We start from the raw sequence: 22,318 nt of genomic DNA on the forward strand, positions 1-22,318 counted from the left end.
GCGACCGGAGCACGGCAAGGACAGGACCGGCAGGACGGGCAAGGACGACAGGACCGGCAGGGGCGGCGTCGGGTGGACGCTGGTCATCACCTGCGTCGCCGGATTCATGGCGGCGCTCGACAACCTCGTCGTCACCACCGCACTGCCCGCCATCCGCGACGACCTCGGCGGCGGTCTCGCCGACCTCGAATGGACGGTCAGCGCCTACACCCTCACCTTCGCGGTCCTGCTGCTGTTCGGCGCCGCGCTCGGCGACCGCTACGGGCGGCGCCGGCTCTTCTCCGTCGGCCTCGGCATCTTCACCGTCGCATCGGCCGCAGCGGCGCTGGCGCCCGGGATCGACTCCCTCATCGCCGCCCGCGCGCTCCAGGGCGTCGGCGGCGCGATCATGATGCCGCTCACCATGACCCTGCTCACCACGGCCGTCCCCGTCGCCCGCCGGGGCGCCGTGCTCGGCGTCTTCGGCGCCGCCAACGGCCTCGCCGTCGCCAGCGGTCCGCTCGTCGGCGGCGTGCTCACCGAGCACCTCTCCTGGCAGTGGATCTTCTGGCTCAACGTGCCCGTCGGACTGCTCCTGCTGCCCCTCGCCGCCTGGCGCCTGAACGAGTCGTACGCCCCCGACGCCCGGATCGACGTCCCCGGCACGCTCCTCGCCAGTGGCGGCCTCTTCGGCATCGTGTACGGGCTGATCAACGGGCACGTCGAAGGCTGGACGAGCGCGCCCGTGCTCGGCGGGCTGGTCGGCGGCGCACTCCTGCTGGCCGCCTTCGTCCGCCACGGCATCGTCAGCGCCCGCCCCATGCTCCCCATGCGGCTCTTCCGCGACCGCGCGTTCACCGGGATCAACATCGCCGGCGTCCTGATGTTCCTCGGCATGTTCGGATCGATCTTCCTGCTCAGCCAGTTCTTCCAGAACGCGCTCGGCTACTCGCCCACCGAGGCCGGGCTGCGGATGCTGCCGTGGACCGCGATGCCCCTGCTCGTCGCGCCCGTCGCCGGCGTGCTCTCCGACCGGATCGGCGGCCGGCCCGTCGTCGTCACCGGGCTCGCCCTCCAGGCCGCCGGCCTCGCGCTCTTCGCCCTCGTACTCGCCCCCGACGTGTCCTACCCGGCGCTGCTCCCGGCGCTCCTCGTCGGCGGCGTGGGCATGGCGCTCTTCTTCGCCCCCGCGATGAACGTGCTGATGTCCAGCGTCCGACCGGGGGAGGAGGGCATGGCGTCCGGCGCGAACAACGCGCTGCGGGAGGTCGGCGGGGCCCTCGGAGTCGCCGCGCTCGGCGCCGTCTTCGCCGCGCAGGGCGGTTACGGCTCGCCGCGGGTGTTCGTGGACGGAATCGTGCCGGCGCTGTGGATCGGCGCGGCGGCGGTCGGGCTCGCGGCCCTCGCCGGGCTGCTGATCCCCGGGACGCGACGGACGGACCGCACGGAGCCCGCGGCCGACTGGGAGCCGCAGGGGCAGGAGGACGAGCGGCAGCCCGTCACTGTCTGAACCCCCGCCCACCGACCCCACGTGCCCCGGCCCACCGAGCCCCCGCGGCCCGGTGGGCCGAGGCGCGCGGAGTGGGCGGCCTTCGTTTCGTACCCTTGTGCCCGTGCACGAACTTCACGATGCCCCCCTCGCCCCCCTGACCACCTTCCGGCTCGGCGGCCCGGCCCGTCGGCTGCTCACGGCGACCACCGACGACGAGGTCGTCGCCGCGGTGCGCCAGGCGGACGACACCGGCACCCCGCTGCTGATCGTCGGCGGCGGAAGCAACCTGGTCATCGGGGACAAGGGCTTCGACGGCACCGCGCTGCGCATCGCCACCACCGGCTTCCAGCTGACCGGCACCCGCCTGGAACTCGCCGCCGGCGAAGTGTGGACGGACGCGGCCACCCGGACCGTCGCCGCGGGCCTCGCCGGCATCGAGTGCCTGGTCGGCATCCCCGGCTCCGCCGGCGCCACGCCCATCCAGAACGTGGGGGCGTACGGCCAGGAGGTCTCCGCCACCGTCACCGAGGTCGTCGCGTACGACCGCCGCCTGCGCGAGACCGTGACGCTGGCCAACGCCGACTGCGCCTTCACCTACCGGCACAGCGTCTTCAAGGAGCACCCGGACCGCTACGTCGTGCTGCGCGTCCGCTTCGACCTGGAGGACGCCGAAGGGCTGTCCGCGCCGATCAAGTACGCGGAGACGGCGCGGTCCCTCGGCGTCGAGCCCGGCGAGCGCGCGGAGCTGGACGCGGTCCGCCGCACCGTCCTCGCGCTGCGCGCCGGCAAGGGCATGGTCCTGGACCCCGACGACCACGACACCTGGTCGGCCGGGTCGTTCTTCACCAACCCGATCCTCGACGCCGACGCGTACGGAACGTTCCTCGACCGGGTGCGCGACCGCCTCGGCGCCGACGCAGCCCCGCCCGCGTACCCCGCCGGCGACGGCCGCACCAAGACCTCCGCGGCCTGGCTGATCGACAAGGCCGGCTTCACCAAGGGGTACGGCAGCGGGCCGGCCCGCATCTCCACCAAGCACACCCTCGCGCTCACGAACCGCGGCGAGGCCAGCACCGCGGACCTGCTCGCCCTCGCCCGCGAGGTCGTGGCGGGGGTGGAGAGCGCCTTCGGAGTGACCCTGGTCAACGAACCGGTCACCGTCGGCGTCTCACTCTGAGGCGCATCTGAGGCATCTGAGGCTTCTGGGGCTCAGGAAGCCGCGGGCTCGGCGGCGAGCCAGTCGTCCACGCCCACCAGCAGCTTCTTGCGGACGTCCTCCGGCGCCGCGGACCCGCGGATCGACTGGCGCGCCAGCTCCGCCAACTCGCCGTCCGTGAAGCCGTGGTGCCGCCGCGCCAACGCGTACTGCGCGGCCAGCCGGGAGCCGAACAACAGCGGGTCGTCCGCGCCCAGCGCCATCGGGACGCCCGCCTCGTACAGCGTCCGCAGCGGCACGTCGCCCGGCGTCTCGTACACGCCCAGCGCCACGTTCGACGACGGACACACCTCGCACGTCACCCCGCGCTCCGCCAGCTGCCGCAGCAGCCGCGGGTCCTCGGCGGCGCGCACGCCGTGGCCGACGCGGGAGGCGTGCAGGTCGTCCAGGCAGTCGCGCACGGACGCCGGGCCGGTCAGCTCGCCGCCGTGCGGGGCCGCGAGCAGCCCTCCGTCGCGCGCGATGGCGAACGCGCGGTCGAAGTCCCGGGCCATGCCGCGCCGCTCGTCGTTGGAGAGGCCGAAGCCGACGATCCCCTGGTCCCGGTAGCGCACCGCGAGCCGCGCCAGGGTGCGGGCCTCCAGCGGGTGCTTCATCCGGTTCGCCGCCACCAGGACGCGCATCCCGAGCCCGGTGCCCCTGCTCGCCCGCTCCACCGCGTCCAGGATGATCTCCAACGCCGGGATCAAGCCACCCAGCATCGGGGCGTACGAGGTCGGGTCGACCTGTATCTCCAGCCAGCCGGAGCCGTCCCGGACGTCCTCCTCGGCGGCCTCGCGCACCAGCCGCTGGATGTCCTCGGGGGACCGCAGACAGGACCGGGCGATGTCGTACAGCCGTTGGAAGCGGAACCAGCCGCGCTCGTCGGTGGCCCGCAGCTTGGGCGGCTCTCCGCTGGTCAGCGCGTCGGGTAGATGGACGCCGTACTTGTCGGCCAGTTCCAGCAGGGTGCCGGGCCGCATGGACCCCGTGAAGTGCAGGTGCAGATGTGCCTTGGGCAGCCGGCTGACGTCACGTACGCGTTCCATCCTCGGATCTTGCCGCACCACACCGGTGCCGGGAAGCCGTTTTCCCTGATCGGGCGCTTGCCCGAACGAAGAAACGGCCCCCGGCGCCAGCGGGCGCCGAGGGCCGTTCCGGTCGGCCGGAGCCGCACTTCCAGCCACCGGGGACCTCAGTCCCGCGCCTCGGCCAGCAGCTTCTGGATCCGTGACACGCCCTCCACCAGGTCGTCGTCGCCCAGCGCGTACGACAGCCGCAGATAGCCCGGTGTGCCGAACGCCTCACCCGGGACGACCGCGACCTCGACCTCGTCCAGGATCAGCGCGGCCAGCTCCACGGAGGTCTGCGGACGCTGCCCGCGGATCTCCTTGCCGAGCAGCGCCTTCACCGAGGGGTACGCGTAGAACGCGCCCTCCGGCTCCGGGCACAGGACGCCGTCGATCTCGTTCAGCATCCGCACGATCGTGCGGCGGCGACGGTCGAAGGCGGACCGCATCTCGGCCACCGCGTCGAGGTCGCCCGAGACCGCGGTGAGCGCGGCGACCTGGGAGACGTTGGAGACGTTGGACGTCGCGTGCGACTGGAGGTTCGTCGCGGCCTTCACGACGTCCTTCGGGCCGACGATCCACCCCACGCGCCAGCCCGTCATGGCGTACGTCTTGGCCACGCCGTTGACGACGACGCACTTGTCCCGCAGCTCCGGGACGACTGCCGGCAGGGACGTGAAGACCGCGTCGGCGTAGACCAGGTGCTCGTAGATCTCGTCCGTCAGCACCCACAGGCCGTGCTCGACGGCCCAGCGGCCGATCGCCTCGGTGTCCTCGCGGCTGTACACCGCGCCGGTGGGGTTGGACGGCGAGACGAAGAGCACGACCTTGGTGCGCTCGGTGCGGGCCGCCTCCAACTGCTCGACGGAGACGCGGTAGCCGGTCGTCTCGTCGGCCACCACCTCGACCGGAACGCCGCCGGCGAGCCGGATCGACTCCGGGTAGGTGGTCCAGTACGGCGCGGGGACGATGACCTCGTCACCCGGGTCGAGGATCGCGGCGAACGCCTCGTAGATCGCCTGCTTGCCGCCGTTGGTCACCAGGACCTGCGCCGGGTCGACCGCGTACCCGGAGTCGCGCTGCGTCTTCTCGGCGATCGCCTTCTTCAGCTCGGGCAGGCCCCCGGCGGGCGTGTAGCGGTGGTACTTCGGCGTCCGGCACGCCTCGACCGCGGCTTCGACGATGTAGTCGGGGGTCGGGAAGTCGGGCTCGCCCGCACCGAAGCCGATCACCGGACGCCCGGCGGCCTTGAGGGCCTTCGCCTTGGCGTCGACGGCGAGGGTCGCGGACTCGGAGATCGCACCGACGCGGGCGGAGACCCGGCGCTCGGCGGATGGGTTGACAGCGCTCATACGACCCATCGTCCCAGACGGCAAACCGGGGCGGCACGCGCGTTTCACCGCTTGGGCACGAGTGCTTCCGCCGCCCCCGCGGACGGCCCCGCGGCGCACGTCCAAGACCCGCTCGGGAGCTTTCCGTTCGACGTCAGCGCCGCGACCACGTACACTCACTGGTCGTTGGCCCTCACCGACCGCATCTTCGGACCTGTTCCGGATGCTGTAGGTTGGGGACGCCACAAAGGGTCGTAGCTCAATTGGTAGAGCACTGGTCTCCAAAACCAGCGGTTGGGGGTTCAAGTCCCTCCGGCCCTGCTACACACACCACCGCCAGGATGTGTGCGCATGTACGTACGTTCAATGAATCGCCGTGCGGCTCCACCGGGCGCGGCACGGCCACGACCCGGGAATCAGGTGAACGAAAGTGACGGATGCCGTGGGCTCCATCGACACGCCTGATGCCGAGGACAAGTCGTCCCGGGACAAGACCCGCAAGGGCGGCAAGCGCGGGAAGAAGGGCCCCTTCGGGCGCCTCGCGCTCTTCTACCGGCAGATCGTGGCCGAGCTCCGCAAGGTCGTCTGGCCCACGCGCAGCCAGCTGACGACGTACACCACCGTCGTGATCATCTTCGTCGTCATCATGATCGGTCTGGTGACCGTGATTGACTATGGGCTCAAGGAAGCCGTCGGGTACGTCTTCGGCTGATCCCTCCCGCGAGGAGTGGCGTCGGCCGGGAGTATCGGCGCGGCGCCCTTTTTGCATGTTCCACCCATCTGTATCGAGGAAGAAGCAGCCACCGTGTCTGACCCGAACCTGAACGAGGCCGTTGAGCCGGACGGCGAGAACGTGCAGTCCGTGGAGTCCACCGAGGACGAGCTCGACGTCGTTGAGGCTGCGGACGCCGTCGACCCGGACGAGGCGGAAGCTGCGGACGCCGCCGCCGGCGAGCCGGCCGAGGAGGCCGCGCTGCACATCGAGGTGGACTCCGCCGGCGAGGCCGAGGTCATCGACGAGGATGCCGCCGACGCCTCCGAGGACGAGGAAGACGCCGAGGTCGAGGCCGAGGAGCCGGTCGACCCGATCGCCGCGCTCCGCGACGAGCTGCGCACCCTGCCCGGCGAGTGGTACGTCATCCACACGTACGCCGGGTACGAGAAGCGCGTGAAGGCGAACCTGGAGCAGCGCGCCGTCTCGCTGAACGTCGAGGAGTTCATCTACCAGGCCGAAGTGCCCGAGGAAGAGATCGTCCAGATCAAGAACGGCGAGCGTAAGAACGTCCGCCAGAACAAGCTTCCCGGCTATGTCCTGGTCCGCATGGACCTCACCAACGAGTCGTGGGGCGTCGTGCGCAACACGCCCGGCGTCACCGGCTTCGTGGGCAACGCCTACGACCCGTACCCGCTGACCCTGGACGAGATCGTCAAGATGCTCGCCCCGGAGGCGGAGGAGAAGGCGGCGCGCGAGGCCGCGGAGGCCAAGGGCGAGCCGGCGCCGGCCCGCAAGGTCGAGGTCCAGGTGCTGGACTTCGAGGTCGGCGACTCCGTCACGGTCACGGACGGCCCGTTCGCCACGCTCCAGGCCACGATCAACGAGATCAACGCCGACTCGAAGAAGGTCAAGGGCCTCGTCGAGATCTTCGGCCGCGAGACCCCGGTCGAGCTGAGCTTCGACCAGATCCAGAAGAACTGACACTCGCTTCCGACCAGGTCAGAACCGCCCGTGTGGCTGTTCTGACCTGTCGGTTTTTAACCGTGCGGCCATACCCGTTATCGTTGTGCGGTATGCCTCCATCCGGATGATCGGGTGGGGTGCTGGAAACTCTCACTAGGACCCGGAGAGAGCAATGCCTCCCAAGAAGAAGAAGGTCACGGGGCTTATCAAGCTCCAGATCCAGGCCGGCGCGGCCAACCCGGCTCCGCCGGTGGGCCCGGCCCTGGGTCAGCACGGCGTCAACATCATGGAGTTCTGCAAGGCCTACAACGCTGCGACCGAGTCGCAGCGCGGCATGGTCGTGCCGGTGGAGATCACGGTCTACGAGGACCGTTCCTTCACCTTCATCACCAAGACTCCGCCGGCCGCCAAGCTGATCCTCAAGGCCGCGGGCGTGGACAAGGGCTCCGGCGAGCCGCACAAGACCAAGGTCGCGAAGCTGACGCGCGAGCAGGTCCGCGAGATCGCCACGACGAAGATGCCCGACCTCAACGCGAACGACCTGGACGCCGCGGAGAAGATCATCGCGGGTACGGCGCGTTCGATGGGCGTCACCGTCGAGGGCTGACGATCGAGCTCGCGCAGTGGCCGACCGAGGTACGAGGTCGTCCGCGGAGCGAGTGAGTGAGGAAGCCCGAGCAGAAGTTGCCGTGGGCTGACTCAACCCCTCTTGACCTTGAGTGGTAGGGCCAGGCGCTGGCCCGGACCACGACTCCACACCTGAAACACACCAGGAGCAGAAGTGAAGCGCAGCAAGAATCTCCGCGCTGCGGACGCCAAGATCGACCGGGAGCGTCTGTACGCCCCGCTTGAGGCCGTCCGTCTCGCCAAGGACACCGCGTCCGCCAAGTTCGACGGCACCGTCGAGGTCGCCCTGCGTCTGGGCGTCGACCCGCGCAAGGCGGACCAGATGGTCCGTGGCACCGTGAACCTTCCGCACGGCACCGGCAAGACCGCCCGGGTCCTGGTCTTCGCGACCGGTGACCGCGCCGAGGCCGCGCGTGCCGCGGGCGCCGACATCGTCGGCGCCGACGAGCTGATCGACGAGGTGACGAAGGGCCGTCTGGACTTCGACGCCGTCGTCGCCACCCCGGACCTCATGGGCAAGGTCGGCCGCCTCGGCCGGGTGCTCGGTCCGCGTGGTCTGATGCCGAACCCGAAGACCGGCACCGTCACCCCCGACGTCGCCAAGGCCGTCACCGACATCAAGGGCGGCAAGATCGAGTTCCGTGTCGACAAGCACGCGAACCTGCACTTCATCATCGGCAAGGTCTCCTTCGACGAGACCAAGCTGGTGGAGAACTACGCCGCGGCGCTGGAGGAGATCCTCCGTCTGAAGCCGTCCGCCGCGAAGGGCCGCTACATCAAGAAGGCGACCCTGGCCACCACGATGGGCCCCGGCATCCCGCTGGACTCCAACCGCACCCGCAACCTCCTCGTCGAGGAGGACCCGGCGGCCGTCTGATCCGACGGCAGCCGCGGTCCACGCAGGCTGGAACCGGCCCTCACGCCCCTCGCGGGGTGTGGGGGCCGGTTCGTTTGCGTTCACGGCCCCGGGGAGGCGGCGCGAGGCGGCGCCGATATCCGGTGGGGCGGTGTCAGAGCCGTGAGATACCGTTCAAGAGTTCGTAAAGCAAGCAAATGGGGTGGGGCATGAGCAAGTCCTCGTGGAAGCGGGCCGGGCTGGCGGCGACGGCCGTGGCCGTCGTGCTGGGCGTGACCGCCTGCCAGAGCGGTGGCGACGGCGGCGGGAAGAAGGGCGCGAGCTCCGAGGGCAAGCCGCAGTCCGGCGGTGAAGTGACGAAGGTCCTCACGGCCGCCTTCAAGAAGACGACCGAGGCGAAGTCCGCCAAGGTCGCCATGACGATCAGCGCGCCGGAAGCCATCGAGGGCGGCGGGGCGACCACGATGACCGGCGTCATGGGCTGGGACCCGACCGTGATGGACATGAAGGTGACGGCCAGCGGCGCCGCTGCGCTCGGCGGCCCCTCGGAGGTCCGTACGATCTGGGTCGACAACGTCCTGTACACGGACGTGGGCGCCGCGGGCGCTGAGACCGCCGAGATGTTCGGTGGCAAGCGCTGGATGAAGATGGACCTCAAGGCCATCGCCGAGGGGTCTGGCAACAAGGCGCTGGAGAAGCAGCTCACCGGCAACCTGGACAGCATGAACCAGAGCCCGGCCGAGTCCCTGGCCGTGCTCCTGGAGTCCAAGGACATCAAGCACGTCGGCTCCGCGAAGGTCGACGGCGTCGACACCGAGCACTACAAGGGCTCGATCAGCGTCGAAGAGATGGTGAACAACAACGACTCGCTGGTCCTCGGCAAGGCCGACCGCGAGGAGATGATCAAGGCGGTCAAGAGGGCCGGCATCACCTCGTACGAGACCCAGGTCTGGGTGAACGAGGACGGGTTCCCGGTGAAGATGGACATCGTCATGGCCTCCAAGGAGGGCCCGGTGACCATCTCCGCGAAGTACTCGGAGTACGGCGCCGCAGCCCACGTCGAGGCCCCGCCGGCCAAGGACGTCGTCGACTTCGAGCAGGCGATGAAGGACATCGACAAGCAGCTGAAGGCGGTCGACAAGGACCTCGCCGACGTCGACAAGACGCTGGAGAACCTCAACGGCTGAGCCGGGCCCGGACGCGGGTGCCGTGCCCCCCAGGTCCCGGTGGTGCCCTCCCGGGCCCTGAGGGGCCTCCTGCGGGAGGCCCCCGGCCCGTACGACCCCCGGGGAGACGGCCCGGCCCCGCGGGCGCCGCGGGGCGGCCCCGGAGGCGATTTGCCTCGGCCGCCGCCCCTCGCGTACGCTGCCACGGAAGCCAAAGACCGCTGGTCGTTGCCGCGTGCTCGCAAGAGGATGCGGCGGCCGAAGGATCCGCTAGCAGCGGACGACCTGCGCAGGTGACAGTGGACATGCTCCCGGGTTCCATTCGGTCGAGCTACGCCCCGTGCGCCTGCGCCGGGGCGTTTCGTTTTGCCCAGTCCCCCTCCTTCGGGTCCGCGCGGTCCTCATCACCCGGAAGGAGGCCGACGCTCATGGCTAGGCCCGACAAGGCTGCCGCGGTAGCCGAGCTGGCGGACCAGTTCCGCGGCTCGAACGCCGCCGTGCTGACCGAGTACCGGGGTCTCACCGTGGCTCAGCTCAAGCAGCTGCGCCGTTCGCTCGGTGAGAACGCCCAGTACGCCGTGGTGAAGAACACGCTGACCAAGATTGCGGCCAACGAGGCCGGGATCTCCTCGCTCGACGACCTGTTCAACGGTCCGACGGCGGTTGCCTTCATCACCGGTGACCCGGTGGAGTCGGCTAAGGGTCTTCGTGACTTCGCCAAGGACAACCCGAACCTGATCATCAAGGGCGGTGTCCTTGACGGCAAGGCGCTGTCCGCCGATGAGATCAAGAAGCTCGCGGACCTTGAGTCCCGCGAGGTTCTGCTCGCCAAGCTGGCGGGCGCCATGAAGGGCAAGCAGTCCCAGGCTGCCTCGCTCTTCCAGGCGCTTCCCTCGAAGCTCGTCCGCACCGTGGACGCGCTCCGTGCCCAGCGCGACGAGCAGGGCGGTGCCGAGTAACTCGGCTCGCGCATTGACCGTCGCTGCCTGACGCGACGGTCACAGCGGGCCGCACGTACGCCCGCCTACATGTACATCCGGCACCAGCCGAATTAGTGGAAGGACGCCTACCATGGCGAAGCTCAGCCAGGACGACCTGCTTGCGCAGTTCGAGGACATGACCCTCATCGAGCTCTCCGCGTTCGTGAAGGCCTTCGAGGAGAAGTTCGACGTCACCGCTGCCGCTGCGGCCCCGGTCGTCGTCGCGGGTGGCGCTGCCGGCGGCGACGCCGCCGCGGTCGAGGAGCAGGACGAGTTCGACGTCATCCTCACCGGCGCTGGCGACAAGAAGATCCAGGTCATCAAGGTCGTGCGCGAGCTGACCTCCCTCGGCCTGAAGGAGGCCAAGGACCTGGTCGACGGCACCCCGAAGCCGGTCCTGGAGAAGGTCGCGAAGGACGCCGCCGAGAAGGCCGCCGAGGCCCTCAAGGGCGCCGGCGCCTCCGTCGAGGTCAAGTAACTCGTCGACTTGCAGAGTCGCAGAGTCGCTGCGGGCATCCGGCCGCGCCGGGGCCTGTGAGGCTCGTCTCGTGATCGAAGCTGCTTAGCGACGTAACGGGACACCGCCGAAGGGCGATCACCCATCCGGGTGGTCGCCCTTCCGGCATGTCGACGCCGGCCGTGCTGCCTTGCGCCGGGCGGCGCGGGGAGTATGGTGATCATCTCCGTGCGCCCCGCCTTCCGGGGAACCGCACTGAGTCCCTGGGGGTACCCGGTCAGTGACGGCGACGGTGGGCGGGTCCCGGACAGGGGGCCTTGACGAACCGCACGCAGCGCGCAATTCTCAGGACGCGTGGTCACGCCGATCCGGATCCGAGGCATGGATCGGTGACCGAGTGGGCAGTATCGATGTGCGCCTCCCGGGCGCGAGGGTGACGCGGAGTTGAGAACAACGAGGGCAGCGAGGGTCTCGAAAAGCCCGCACTGGACATCAGTGGGCCAAGTGGCTACACTGACCCTTTGCGCTGCCTGTTAACTGCCTCCTGCCCGTCACCAGGGGCATTCCCCGTCTGAGCACAGTGGGCCAGAGCCATCCCTCACCTGGGATTTCTCCCCCGTGCCGGTACGGGACCGGTACGCGCGTAGTGAGTCCGAGCCCTCGGAAGGACCCCCTCTTGGCCGCCTCGCGCAACGCCTCGACCGCGAATACGAACAACGGCGCCAGCACCGCCCCGCTGCGCATCTCCTTTGCAAAGATCAAAGAGCCCCTTGAGGTTCCGAACCTCCTCGCGCTCCAGACCGAGAGCTTCGACTGGCTGCTCGGCAATGCCGCGTGGAAGGCTCGCGTCGAGGCGGCTTTGGACAGCGGACAGGACGTCCCGACCAAGTCCGGTCTGGAGGAGATCTTCGAGGAGATCTCCCCGATCGAGGACTTCAGCGGGTCCATGTCGCTGACCTTCCGCGACCACCGCTTCGAGCCTCCCAAGAACTCGATCGACGAGTGCAAGGAGCGCGACTTCACCTTCGCCGCTCCGCTCTTCGTCACGGCGGAGTTCACCAACAACGAGACCGGCGAGATCAAGTCGCAGACGGTCTTCATGGGTGACTTCCCGCTGATGACCAACAAGGGCACCTTCGTCATCAACGGCACCGAGCGTGTCGTGGTGTCCCAGCTCGTCCGCTCCCCGGGCGTCTACTTCGACTCCTCCATCGACAAGACGTCCGACAAGGACATCTTCACCGCCAAGATCATCCCGTCCCGGGGTGCCTGGCTGGAGATGGAGATCGACAAGCGCGACATGGTCGGCGTCCGCATCGACCGCAAGCGCAAGCAGTCCGTGACCGTCCTGCTCAAGGCGCTCGGTTGGACGACCGAGCAGATCCTCCAGGAGTTCGGCGAGTACGAGTCCATGCGCGCCACCCTGGAGAAGGACCACACCCAGGGTCAGGACGACGCGCTGCTCGACATCTACCGCAAGCTGCGTCCGGGCGAGCCGCCGACGCGCGAGGCGGCGCAGACGCTGCTGGAGAACCTCTACTTCAACCCCAAGCGCTACGACCTGGCGAAGGTCGGCCGCTACAAGGTCAACAAGAAGCTCGGCGCGGACGAGCCGCTGAACGCCGGCGTGCTCACCACCGACGACGTCATCGCCACCATCAAGTACCTGGTGAAGCTGCACGCCGGTGAGACCGAGACCGTCGGTGCGTCGGGTCGCTCGATCATGGTCGAGACCGACGACATCGACCACTTCGGCAACCGCCGCATCCGCAACGTCGGCGAGCTGATCCAGAACCAGGTCCGTACGGGTCTCGCCCGCATGGAGCGCGTCGTGCGCGAGCGCATGACCACCCAGGACGTCGAGGCGATCACGCCGCAGACCCTGATCAACATCCGGCCGGTCGTCGCCTCCATCAAGGAGTTCTTCGGCACCAGCCAGCTGTCGCAGTTCATGGACCACCACAACCCGCTGTCGGGCCTGACGCACAAGCGTCGTCTCAACGCCCTCGGCCCCGGTGGTCTCTCCCGCGAGCGGGCCGGCTTCGAGGTCCGTGACGTGCACCCCTCGCACTACGGCCGCATGTGCCCGATCGAGACGCCGGAAGGCCCGAACATCGGTCTGATCGGCTCGCTCGCCTCGTACGGCCGGATCAACGCCTTCGGCTTCATCGAGACGCCGTACCGCAAGGTCGTCGACGGCCAGGTCACCGACGAGGTGGACTACCTGACCGCCGACGAGGAGGACCGGTTCGTCATCGCGCAGGCCAACGCCACGCTCAATGACGACCTGCGCTTCACCGAGGCCCGGGTGCTGGTCCGTCGCCGCGGCGGCGAGGTCGACTACGTCGCCCCGACCGAGGTCGACTACATGGACGTCTCGCCGCGCCAGATGGTGTCGGTCGCGACCGCCATGATCCCCTTCCTGGAGCACGACGACGCCAACCGCGCCCTCATGGGCGCGAACATGATGCGTCAGGCCGTTCCGCTGATCACGGCCGAGGCGCCGCTGGTCGGCACCGGCATGGAGTACCGCTGCGCGGTCGACGCCGGTGACATCATCAAGGCCGAGAAGGACGGTGTGGTCCAGGAGGTCTCCGCGGACTACATCACCGTCGGCAACGACGACGGCACCTACACCACCTACCGGGTGGCCAAGTTCTCCCGCTCCAACCAGGGCACCTCGGTCAACCAGAAGGTCATCGTCGTCGAGGGCGACCGCGTCGTCGAGGGCCAGGTCCTCGCCGACGGTCCCGCCACCGAGAACGGCGAGATGGCGCTCGGCAAGAACCTCCTTGTGGCGTTCATGCCGTGGGAGGGCCACAACTACGAGGACGCGATCATCCTGTCGCAGCGCCTCGTCCAGGACGACGTCCTCTCCTCGATCCACATCGAGGAGCACGAGGTCGACGCCCGTGACACCAAGCTCGGCCCCGAGGAGATCACCCGGGACATCCCGAACGTCTCCGAGGAGGTCCTGGCCGACCTCGACGAGCGCGGCATCATCCGCATCGGCGCCGAGGTCATCGCCGGCGACATCCTGGTCGGCAAGGTCACCCCGAAGGGCGAGACCGAGCTGACCCCGGAGGAGCGCCTGCTCCGTGCGATCTTCGGCGAGAAGGCCCGCGAGGTCCGCGACACCTCCCTGAAGGTGCCGCACGGCGAGACCGGCAAGGTCATCGGCGTGCGCGTCTTCGACCGCGAGGAGGGCGACGAGCTCCCGCCCGGCGTCAACCAGCTCGTCCGGGTGTACGTGGCGCAGAAGCGCAAGATCACCGACGGTGACAAGCTCGCCGGCCGCCACGGCAACAAGGGCGTCATCTCCAAGATCCTGCCGATCGAGGACATGCCGTTCATGGAGGACGGCACCCCGGTCGACATCATCCTCAACCCGCTCGGCGTCCCGTCCCGAATGAACCCGGGACAGGTCCTGGAGATCCACCTCGGCTGGCTCGCCAGCCAGGGCTGGAAGGTCGAGGGCAACGAGGAGTGGATGGAGCGGCTGAAGTCGATCGGCGCGGACGAGGTCCAGCCCGGCACCAACGTCGCCACCCCGGTCTTCGACGGCGCCCGCGAGGACGAGATCGCCGGTCTCTTCGAGGCCACGGTGCCCAACCGCGACGGCGACCGCATGGTCCTGCCGTCCGGCAAGGCCCGGATGTTCGACGGCCGCTCCGGCGAGCCGTTCCCGGAGCCGATCTCGGTCGGGTACATGTACATCCTGAAGCTCCACCACCTGGTCGACGACAAGCTGCACGCCCGTTCGACCGGTCCGTACTCGATGATCACCCAGCAGCCGCTGGGTGGTAAGGCCCAGTTCGGTGGCCAGCGCTTCGGTGAGATGGAGGTGTGGGCGCTGGAGGCTTACGGCGCCGCGTACGCCCTCCAGGAACTGCTGACCATCAAGTCCGACGACGTCACCGGCCGCGTGAAGGTGTACGAGGCCATCGTCAAGGGCGAGAACATCCCCGAGCCCGGCATCCCCGAGTCCTTCAAGGTGCTCATCAAGGAGATGCAGTCCCTGTGCCTCAACGTGGAGGTGCTGTCCTCGGACGGCATGTCCATCGAGATGCGCGACACCGACGAGGACGTCTTCCGCGCTGCGGAAGAGCTCGGCATCGACCTGTCCCGGCGCGAGCCGAGCAGCGTCGAAGAGGTCTGACGGGTCCGGCCGGGGCCCCCGCCAGGGCCCCGGCCGCAAGCCCAAGGACTCCGTACAGACCACTGAGAGACACAACCCTGAGAGGGATTGACGCATAGTGCTCGACGTCAACTTCTTCGACGAGCTTCGGATCGGCCTGGCCACCGCTGACGACATTCGCCAGTGGTCGCACGGCGAGGTCAAGAAGCCCGAGACGATCAACTACCGCACGCTCAAGCCCGAAAAGGACGGACTCTTCTGCGAGAAGATCTTCGGTCCGACCCGGGACTGGGAGTGCTACTGCGGCAAGTACAAGCGCGTCCGCTTCAAGGGCATCATCTGTGAGCGCTGTGGCGTCGAGGTCACCCGCGCCAAGGTGCGCCGCGAGCGGATGGGTCACATCGAGCTGGCCGCCCCCGTCACCCACATCTGGTACTTCAAGGGCGTTCCCTCGCGCCTGGGCTACCTGCTGGACCTCGCGCCGAAGGACCTGGAGAAGGTCATCTACTTCGCCGCGTACATGATCACGTTCGTGGACGAGGAGCGCCGCACCCGCGACCTGCCGTCGCTGGAGGCCCACGTCTCCGTCGAGCGCCAGCAGATCGAGAACCGTCGGGACGCCGACGTCGAGGCCCGCGCCAAGAAGCTGGAAGGCGACCTGGCCGAGCTGGAGGCCGAGGGTGCCAAGGCCGACGTGCGCCGCAAGGTGCGCGAAGGCGCCGAGCGCGAGATGAAGCAGCTGCGCGACCGCGCGCAGCGCGAGGTCGACCGCCTCGACGAGGTGTGGAACCGCTTCAAGAACCTCAAGGTCCAGGACCTGGAGGGCGACGAGCTGCTCTACCGCGAGCTGCGCGACCGCTTCGGCACGTACTTCGACGGCTCGATGGGCGCCGCCGCGCTCCAGAAGCGCCTGGAGTCCTTCGACCTCAACGAGGAGGCCGAGCGCCTCCGCGAGATCATCCGCACCGGCAAGGGCCAGAAGAAGACCCGTGCGCTCAAGCGCCTCAAGGTCGTCTCCGCCTTCCTCCAGACCAGCAACAGCCCCAAGGGCATGGTGCTGGACTGCGTGCCGGTCATCCCGCCGGACCTGCGTCCGATGGTGCAGCTGGACGGTGGCCGCTTCGCGACCTCCGACCTGAACGACCTGTACCGCCGGGTCATCAACCGCAACAACCGTCTGAAGCGCCTGCTGGACCTCGGTGCCCCCGAGATCATCGTGAACAACGAGAAGCGGATGCTCCAGGAGGCCGTCGACGCGCTGTTCGACAACGGCCGTCGCGGTCGCCCGGTCACCGGCCCCGGCAACCGCCCGCTGAAGTCCCTGAGCGACATGCTCAAGGGCAAGCAGGGTCGTTTCCGTCAGAACCTGCTCGGCAAGCGAGTCGACTACTCGGCGCGTTCCGTCATCGTCGTCGGCCCGCAGCTCAAGCTGCACCAGTGCGGTCTGCCGAAGGCCATGGCGCTGGAGCTGTTCAAGCCGTTCGTGATGAAGCGCCTGGTCGACCTGAACCACGCGCAGAACATCAAGTCGGCCAAGCGCATGGTCGAGCGCGGTCGCACCGTGGTGTACGACGTCCTCGAAGAGGTCATCGCCGAGCACCCGGTGCTGCTGAACCGTGCGCCCACGCTGCACCGCCTCGGCATCCAGGCCTTCGAGCCGCAGCTCGTCGAGGGCAAGGCCATCCAGATCCACCCGCTCGTCTGCACCGCGTTCAACGCGGACTTCGACGGTGACCAGATGGCCGTCCACCTGCCGCTCTCCGCGGAGGCGCAGGCCGAGGCCCGCATCCTGATGCTGTCCTCGAACAACATCCTCAAGCCGGCCGACGGCCGTCCCGTCACCATGCCCACCCAGGACATGGTGCTCGGACTCTTCTTCCTCACCACCGACGAGGAAGAGCGCGAGGTGCGCGGCGAGGGCCGGTCCTTCGGCTCCACCGCCGAGGCGATCATGGCGTTCGACGCCCGTGAGCTGTCCCTCCAGGCCAAGGTGGACATCCGCTTCCCGGTGGGCACCATCCCGCCGCGCGGCTGGACCCCGCCGGTCGACGAGGAGGCCGGCGCCGACGGCATCGGCGGCACCTGGCAGCAGGGCGACAGCTTCCGGCTGAACACCACCCTGGGCCGTGCGCTCTTCAACGAGCTGCTGCCCGAGGACTACCCCTTCGTCGACTACACCGTCGGCAAGAAGCAGCTCTCCGAGATCGTCAACGACCTCGCCGAGCGCTACCCGAAGGTCATCGTGGCGGCGACGCTCGACAACCTGAAGGCGGCCGGCTTCTACTGGGCCACGCGGTCCGGCGTCACCGTCGCCATCTCGGACGTCGTCGTCCCGGAGGCGAAGAAGGAGATCGTCGCGTCCTACGAGGCCAAGGACGAGAAGATCCAGAAGCAGTACGAGCGCGGTCTGATCACCAAGCAGGAGCGCACGAACGAGCTGATCGACAACTGGACCCGCGCGACCAACGAGGTCGCCGAGGCGATGAACGCGAACTTCCCGAAGACCAACCCCATCTACATGATGGTGCACTCGGGTGCTCGTGGAAACATGATGCAGATGCGTCAGATCGCCGGTATGCGTGGTCTGGTGTCCAACGCCAAGAACGAGACGATCCCGCGGCCGATCAAGGCGTCCTTCCGCGAGGGCCTGTCCGTGCTGGAGTACTTCATCGCCACGCACGGTGCCCGTAAGGGTCTGGCGGACACCGCCCTGCGGACCGCCGACTCGGGTTACCTGACCCGTCGTCTGGTGGACGTCTCGCAGGACGTCATCATCCGCGAGGAGGACTGCGGCACCGAGCGCGGCCTCAAGCTGCGGATCGCCGAGCGCGGCGCCGACGGCGTGCTGCGCAAGGCGGAGAACGTCGAGACGTCCGTGTACGCGCGGATGCTCGCCGAGGACGTCGTGGTCGACGGCAAGGTCATCGCCCCGGCCAACGTCGACCTCGGTGACGTGCTCATCGACGCGGTCGTCGCCGCGGGCGTGGAGGAGGTCAGGACCCGCTCGGTCCTGACCTGTGAGTCCGCGGTCGGCACCTGTGCCTTCTGCTACGGTCGCTCGCTCGCCACCGGCAAGCTCGTCGACATCGGCGAGGCGGTCGGCATCATCGCCGCCCAGTCCATCGGTGAGCCCGGCACCCAGCTGACGATGCGTACCTTCCACACCGGTGGTGTGGCCGGTGACGACATCACCCAGGGTCTGCCGCGTGTCGTCGAGCTCTTCGAGGCCCGTACGCCCAAGGGCGTCGCCCCGATCTCCGAGGCCTCCGGTCGCGTCCGGATCGAGGAGACCGAGAAGACGAAGAAGCTCGTCGTCACCCCGGACGACGGCAGCGACGAGACGCCGTTCCCGATCTCGAAGCGCGCCAAGGTCCTGGTCCGCGAGGGCGACCACGTCGAGGTCGGCCAGCCGCTGACCTTCGGTGCGGTCAACCCGCACGACGTGCTGCGCATCCTCGGCCAGCGCGCCGTCCAGGTCCACCTGGTCGGCGAGGTCCAGAAGGTGTACAACTCGCAGGGCGTGTCGATCCACGACAAGCACATCGAGATCATCATCCGGCAGATGCTGCGCCGGGTGACGATCATCGAGTCCGGCGACGCGGAGCTGCTGCCGGGCGAGCTGGTCGAGCGGTCGAAGTTCGAGACCGAGAACCGTCGTGTGGTCACCGAGGGCGGTCACCCCGCCTCCGGCCGTCCGCAGCTGATGGGCATCACCAAGGCGTCGCTGGCCACCGAGTCGTGGCTGTCGGCGGCGTCCTTCCAGGAGACGACCAGGGTCCTGACCGACGCGGCGATCAACGCCAAGTCGGACTCCCTGATCGGCCTCAAGGAGAACGTCATCATCGGTAAGCTCATCCCGGCCGGTACGGGTCTGTCCCGCTACCGCAACATCCGGGTGGAGCCCACCGAGGAGGCCAAGGCCGCGATGTACTCGGCCGTCGGCTACGACGACATCGACTACTCGCCGTTCGGCACCGGCTCCGGCCAGGCCGTTCCGCTGGAGGACTACGACTACGGTCCGTACAACCAGTGAGTGACGCGGCGTAGCGTCTGACGAAGGGCGGTCACCCCGGTGCGGGGTGACCGCCCTTCGGCGTGTGCGCGTACGGGTCAGCGCCCGGACATCTCCCAGACGGCGAGGAACACGCCGGCGCTCGCGGTCAGGGCGGCGATGCTGGCCAGCGGCCAGCGGGAGCGTTCCAGGGAGTCCAGCCGGGACTCCATGTCGGCGAGCTGCTTGTCCGTCTGGTCGCTGCGCTGGACCAGCAGGGCGAGGGCGCCGTCGACCCGGGCGAAGCCGGCTTCGAGGGTGCCGCGCATGCGTTCCAGCTCGACGGCGACCGCGACCGGGTCGTGCTGGTGTTCAGAGTCGGTCATCGGCGACTCCCGGGTCTTCCGGAGCGGTGGATACGGGGACGGGCGCGGCTGCGGGTGTCGGTTCGCTGCGGAGCCAGGACGGCAGCAGGCGCTGGACGCCGTCGAGCGCCATGACCCTGGTCAGGGCGCCGGCGACGGCGAGTGCGCCGGCCACCCAGGGCAGGGTGGCGGGCAGTCCGGAGGCGTCCACGATCGCGGGGAGGACGACGGCGATGCCGACGGCGCTCTGTAGGACCGTACGGGCGGTCCGCCTGGCGGCTTCGGACACGGGAGCTCCTTTCCGGGGCGGAGACGGGGCGGGGTTCAGGGGGTGTGGGGGACGCGCAGGGCGTCCCAGCTCTTCTTGCCGGGCCAGCCGTCGGCGTCGGTGCCGCGGTAGCCGAGCTTGTGCTGCCACTTGGCGTACGAGCGGCGGTCGGCGTCGGACCACTGGGGGCCGGGGCCGACGGCGTACGCGGAGCAGCCCTCGGCGACGAGGCGGCGGCCCATCGCGGTGATCAGGGCGGAGCGGGGCGCCTCGGTGAAGAAGTCGGCGCCTGGGAAGGGGTGGTGGCGGGCCGCGGGGGGCTTGGTCGCGCTGGGCGGCTGCGGGGCCGTCGGCTTTCCGGCGAGTCGGCGGGCGATGCGTTCGCGCAGGTCGGGCATGGTGAAGCCGAGCGGGTCGACCTTGCGGTTGGACCACTCCAGATGGCCGATGACGCTCTTGGCGCTCCAGCCGTGGGCCCGGCACAGGGCGGTGGACGCCCGTTCGATGGCGTCGAGTTGGGCGGCGGGCCAGGGGTCCTTGCCGTCGCCGCGGTTGATGCACTCGAAGCCGTAGAAGCGGGCGTTGCCGTCGACGGCGCCGGAGCTGCCCTGGTGCTGGTTGGTGGCCGGCGGGCGGGCGCCGTAGCGCTCGTCGGCGACGGCCCGCAGGACGGCGGGGTCGCCGCCGCCGGCGTGGTTGGCGCGGCCGTTGCCGACGAGGTGGACCGTGCCGTCCTTGGCGATGACGGCGTGGCACAGGGGGCCCGGGAGCTCGGAGTGGCCGCGGAAGCAGAGGTCGACGGACGCCGTGGTGCCGGAGGTGACGGTGTGGTGGATCATCACGCCGTTCACCGGTCCCCAGGCGCCGGTGTGGTTGCGGTTGTGGGTGCGCCAGCCGGTGCGTTCGACGACGGTGACGCCCTCGGCGCGCAGTGCGGCGACGAGGCGGTCGGCGGTCAGCGGGGTGGCCATGGTGGGCCTCCAGGAATGAGAGCGGCCCCGGCCGCGAGGGCGCGGGGCGCGGGTCGAGCCACGTACGGGATGCGGGCTAGTTCTGGGTTCCGTAGACGGCGAGGGTCTGGGCGTACACGGTGCCCGTGGCGCTGGTGACCTGGCCCTGGACCTCCACCTTCATCGTGGTGCCGAAGGCGGCGGGCAGGCTGGTGGCGACCGCGCCCGTGTGGTCGAAGGGCTGGCCGGCGGCGACCGGGAGCCCCCACTGCACGCCGTCGATCAGCACCCGTATCTGCCCGGTGGCGCCGGACGAGGCGCGGGTGGTGAGCTGGAGGCGCATCTTCGGCTGCCAGATCGGGTTCACGCTCTGGCTGATCGTCGTCCACGCGGCGGAGGTCGTCTGGGGCCAGGCCGTGGTGCGGACGTCCTGCGGGGCCAGCAGCGCGAGCCAGGGGCGGGCCAGTCCGGCGTCGCTCACCTGGAACACGGGCTGGCCGTCGGAGGCCCGCACGGCGAGCGAGCCGCCGTTCACGATCTCCACCGCGCCGCCGCTGACCCGGTTGAGCGCCGGGCGGTGGTGGACCGCCCGGGACAGCACGTGCAGCCGGCGCTTCATCGCGTTGATCTGGTCGATGATGTCCTCGGGGAGCTGGGGCATCAGGACTCCTCCAGATAGAGCTCGGCGGTGTCGGCGCGACCGCGCTCCGGGGGCCGCACCTTCACGCCGATGATCCGGTAACGGGCGTCGAGCCCCTGCGGATGCCACTCGTCGGTGATCCGGATGCGCGCGGAGCGGCCGAGCAGCGCCGGCGGGACGACCCCGCCGAGCCGGATCGTGATCTCCGGGACGATCACGGCGCCGCGGGCCTGCGCCAGGGTGGACACGGCGAGCGACGCGAGTGCCGCCGGGTCGCTGACCTCGTTGTGGTCCGACGAGAGGTCCACCCGCGGCCAGCCGCCTGCGAGCAGGTCGTCGGCCGTCTCCTCCTGGGAGATCAGCGGGCGGGACTCCGCGGCCTGGTTGCTGTTCACCGAGGCGCCGCGGGCCCGGGACGTGGTGCCGCCGCGGGTCGCGTCGCGCGGGAAGGAGTACGACAGGATCGTCCCCGGCCGGTCCAGCACGATGTCGGTGCTGCCGGTGCGCAGCCGTGGTGCGCCGAGCCGCAGCTGGCGCACCCGCTCGCCGGTGGCCGGGTCGCGGTAGACGGCGACGTGGTACTCCAACCCGCCCGACAGTGCGGCGAGTTGGTCCAGCGCCTCGGAGTACAGGGTCTCGTCGCCGTCCCGCCAGGCGGTGGTGACGAGCTGCGGCGGGTTCGCCACCTCGTCGCCGTAGCGGACCTTGATGTCGCCGCCGGGGCTGGACTGGAGCTCCCGCCACAGGGTGCGGGCCACCTGGAGCTGGTCGGCGTTGGTGAACGGCATGTCCTTGCGGATCCGGCGCCGACCCGGGTACGAGTCGAAGGTGGCCGCCTGGATGCCGAGCGTCAGCACGCCCCGCTCGCTGCTCTGGAGCGTGCTGGTCCAGATGATGCCGCCCCACCACAGGTCGCCGCCGCGCTCCAGGTAGACCGCGGTGCGGCCCTCCTCGACGCGGTGCACCCGTTCGGCGATCGCGGCGTCCGGGATCGGCACGGTGCCCGACAGGGAGCCGGGCTTGCCGATGTAGTCGTCGATCTGGACGTCCCGCAGCGGCAGGATGTCGATGGTCTGGTCGGTGAGCAGATCGGCGAAGATCGCCCGATAGGGGGTGTTCAGTGACGGTGACATGG

18 protein-coding genes and 1 tRNA gene are annotated in these 22,318 nt (G+C 69.5%); 12 read left to right on the top strand and 7 right to left on the bottom strand.

Translation table 11 applies throughout. The features are described 5' to 3' along the window. Positions 1-79: 79 nt before the first annotated feature. Together AB0E05_RS00865 and AB0E05_RS00870 are read left to right on the top strand one after the other, a co-directional pair. On the top strand, positions 80-1,489 hold the full coding sequence (locus AB0E05_RS00865) for an MFS transporter (RefSeq protein ID WP_361957244.1): 1,410 nt from the start codon (positions 80-82) through the stop codon (positions 1,487-1,489). 103 nt (positions 1,490-1,592) lie between these two features. Next, entirely contained in the window at positions 1,593-2,648 is a 1,056-nt protein-coding gene (locus AB0E05_RS00870) for a UDP-N-acetylmuramate dehydrogenase (protein WP_361956566.1), read from the top strand. 32 nt (positions 2,649-2,680) lie between these two features. Here AB0E05_RS00870 and AB0E05_RS00875 read toward each other — a convergent pair whose 3' ends face one another. Both AB0E05_RS00875 and AB0E05_RS00880 read right to left on the bottom strand, forming a co-directional pair. Then, positions 2,681-3,715: an adenosine deaminase gene (locus AB0E05_RS00875; protein ID WP_361956569.1), complete on the bottom strand. Its 1,035-nt coding sequence runs from the start codon at positions 3,713-3,715 to the stop codon at positions 2,681-2,683. 146 nt (positions 3,716-3,861) lie between these two features. Further along, positions 3,862-5,088 (bottom strand): pyridoxal phosphate-dependent aminotransferase, encoded by a 1,227-nt coding sequence (locus AB0E05_RS00880; RefSeq protein WP_361956572.1) that lies wholly within the window; start codon positions 5,086-5,088, stop codon positions 3,862-3,864. Between the two features lie 227 nt (positions 5,089-5,315). Between AB0E05_RS00880 and AB0E05_RS00885 the strand changes: the two genes are divergently transcribed. The 10 genes from AB0E05_RS00885 to AB0E05_RS00930 all read left to right on the top strand — a co-directional run bounded on the left by AB0E05_RS00885 (position 5,316) and on the right by AB0E05_RS00930 (position 19,002). Continuing rightward, positions 5,316-5,388 (top strand) — tRNA-Trp (locus AB0E05_RS00885). Between the two features lie 109 nt (positions 5,389-5,497). Further along, entirely contained in the window at positions 5,498-5,779 is a 282-nt protein-coding gene (gene secE / locus AB0E05_RS00890) for a preprotein translocase subunit SecE (protein ID WP_361956575.1), read from the top strand. Positions 5,780-5,872: 93 nt separating this feature from the next. After that, positions 5,873-6,763 carry a transcription termination/antitermination protein NusG gene (gene nusG / locus AB0E05_RS00895; RefSeq protein ID WP_361956578.1) on the top strand — a complete coding sequence of 297 codons (891 nt, stop codon included), beginning with the start codon at positions 5,873-5,875 and terminating at the stop codon, positions 6,761-6,763. A 154-nt stretch (positions 6,764-6,917) separates the two neighbouring features. Next, positions 6,918-7,352 carry a 50S ribosomal protein L11 gene (rplK, locus tag AB0E05_RS00900; RefSeq protein ID WP_361530421.1) on the top strand — a complete coding sequence of 145 codons (435 nt, stop codon included), beginning with the start codon at positions 6,918-6,920 and terminating at the stop codon, positions 7,350-7,352. Positions 7,353-7,526: 174 nt separating this feature from the next. After that, positions 7,527-8,249, top strand: coding sequence for a 50S ribosomal protein L1 (gene rplA, locus AB0E05_RS00905; RefSeq protein ID WP_361956583.1), 723 nt, complete (start codon positions 7,527-7,529; stop codon positions 8,247-8,249). Positions 8,250-8,437: 188 nt separating this feature from the next. Continuing rightward, on the top strand, positions 8,438-9,415 hold the full coding sequence (locus tag AB0E05_RS00910) for a hypothetical protein (protein ID WP_361956586.1): 978 nt from the start codon (positions 8,438-8,440) through the stop codon (positions 9,413-9,415). 407 nt (positions 9,416-9,822) lie between these two features. After that, a complete protein-coding gene (gene rplJ, locus AB0E05_RS00915) occupies positions 9,823-10,353 on the top strand; it encodes a 50S ribosomal protein L10 (RefSeq protein WP_361530412.1) in 531 nt (176 codons plus the stop codon). Between the two features lie 112 nt (positions 10,354-10,465). After that, positions 10,466-10,852, top strand: a complete 387-nt coding sequence (gene rplL / locus AB0E05_RS00920) for a 50S ribosomal protein L7/L12 (protein WP_361956590.1) — start codon at positions 10,466-10,468, stop codon at positions 10,850-10,852. Between the two features lie 655 nt (positions 10,853-11,507). Further along, positions 11,508-14,990: a DNA-directed RNA polymerase subunit beta gene (gene rpoB / locus AB0E05_RS00925; RefSeq protein ID WP_361956593.1), complete on the top strand. Its 3,483-nt coding sequence runs from the start codon at positions 11,508-11,510 to the stop codon at positions 14,988-14,990. A 97-nt stretch (positions 14,991-15,087) separates the two neighbouring features. Beyond that, positions 15,088-19,002, top strand: coding sequence for a DNA-directed RNA polymerase subunit beta' (locus AB0E05_RS00930; RefSeq protein ID WP_361956596.1), 3,915 nt, complete (start codon positions 15,088-15,090; stop codon positions 19,000-19,002). A gap of 77 nt (positions 19,003-19,079) precedes the next feature. On the opposite strand, the gene AB0E05_RS00935 is transcribed toward AB0E05_RS00930, so the two are convergent. The 5 genes from AB0E05_RS00935 to AB0E05_RS00955 form a co-directional block, all read right to left on the bottom strand. Beyond that, positions 19,080-19,346 carry a hypothetical protein gene (locus tag AB0E05_RS00935; RefSeq protein WP_361956599.1) on the bottom strand — a complete coding sequence of 89 codons (267 nt, stop codon included), beginning with the start codon at positions 19,344-19,346 and terminating at the stop codon, positions 19,080-19,082. After that, positions 19,333-19,614: a hypothetical protein gene (locus AB0E05_RS00940; protein WP_361956602.1), complete on the bottom strand. Its 282-nt coding sequence runs from the start codon at positions 19,612-19,614 to the stop codon at positions 19,333-19,335. The genes AB0E05_RS00935 and AB0E05_RS00940 overlap by 14 nt, the downstream gene beginning before the upstream one ends. 35 nt (positions 19,615-19,649) lie before the next feature. Next, positions 19,650-20,564 carry a peptidoglycan-binding protein gene (locus tag AB0E05_RS00945; RefSeq protein ID WP_361956605.1) on the bottom strand — a complete coding sequence of 305 codons (915 nt, stop codon included), beginning with the start codon at positions 20,562-20,564 and terminating at the stop codon, positions 19,650-19,652. A 76-nt stretch (positions 20,565-20,640) separates the two neighbouring features. Then, positions 20,641-21,204 (bottom strand): hypothetical protein, encoded by a 564-nt coding sequence (locus tag AB0E05_RS00950; RefSeq protein ID WP_361956608.1) that lies wholly within the window; start codon positions 21,202-21,204, stop codon positions 20,641-20,643. Next, a complete protein-coding gene (locus AB0E05_RS00955; RefSeq protein ID WP_361956611.1) occupies positions 21,204-22,316 on the bottom strand; it encodes a hypothetical protein in 1,113 nt (370 codons plus the stop codon). Before AB0E05_RS00955 ends, AB0E05_RS00950 begins: the two co-directional genes overlap by 1 nt. Positions 22,317-22,318: the final 2 nt, after the last annotated feature.

Origin of the sequence: Streptomyces sp. NPDC048057, assembly GCF_040653095.1 — a bacterium.
Classification (GTDB): domain Bacteria; phylum Actinomycetota; class Actinomycetes; order Streptomycetales; family Streptomycetaceae; genus Streptomyces.

Excerpts from the sequence above, each read along its gene's own strand:
- AB0E05_RS00880 (WP_361956572.1), bottom strand. The coding sequence starts at position 5,088 with ATGAGCGCTGTCAACCCATCCGCCGAGCGCCGGGTCTCCGCCCGCGTC.
- AB0E05_RS00955 (WP_361956611.1), bottom strand. The coding sequence starts at position 22,316 with ATGTCACCGTCACTGAACACCCCCTATCGGGCGATCTTCGCCGATCTG.
- AB0E05_RS00875 (WP_361956569.1), bottom strand. The coding sequence starts at position 3,715 with ATGGAACGCGTACGTGACGTCAGCCGGCTGCCCAAGGCACATCTGCAC.
- AB0E05_RS00935 (WP_361956599.1), bottom strand. The coding sequence starts at position 19,346 with ATGACCGACTCTGAACACCAGCACGACCCGGTCGCGGTCGCCGTCGAG.
- rplK (WP_361530421.1), top strand. The coding sequence starts at position 6,918 with ATGCCTCCCAAGAAGAAGAAGGTCACGGGGCTTATCAAGCTCCAGATC.
- AB0E05_RS00910 (WP_361956586.1), top strand. The coding sequence starts at position 8,438 with ATGAGCAAGTCCTCGTGGAAGCGGGCCGGGCTGGCGGCGACGGCCGTG.
- AB0E05_RS00945 (WP_361956605.1), bottom strand. The coding sequence starts at position 20,564 with ATGGCCACCCCGCTGACCGCCGACCGCCTCGTCGCCGCACTGCGCGCC.
- AB0E05_RS00950 (WP_361956608.1), bottom strand. The coding sequence starts at position 21,204 with ATGCCCCAGCTCCCCGAGGACATCATCGACCAGATCAACGCGATGAAG.
- rplL (WP_361956590.1), top strand. The coding sequence starts at position 10,466 with ATGGCGAAGCTCAGCCAGGACGACCTGCTTGCGCAGTTCGAGGACATG.
- rplJ (WP_361530412.1), top strand. The coding sequence starts at position 9,823 with ATGGCTAGGCCCGACAAGGCTGCCGCGGTAGCCGAGCTGGCGGACCAG.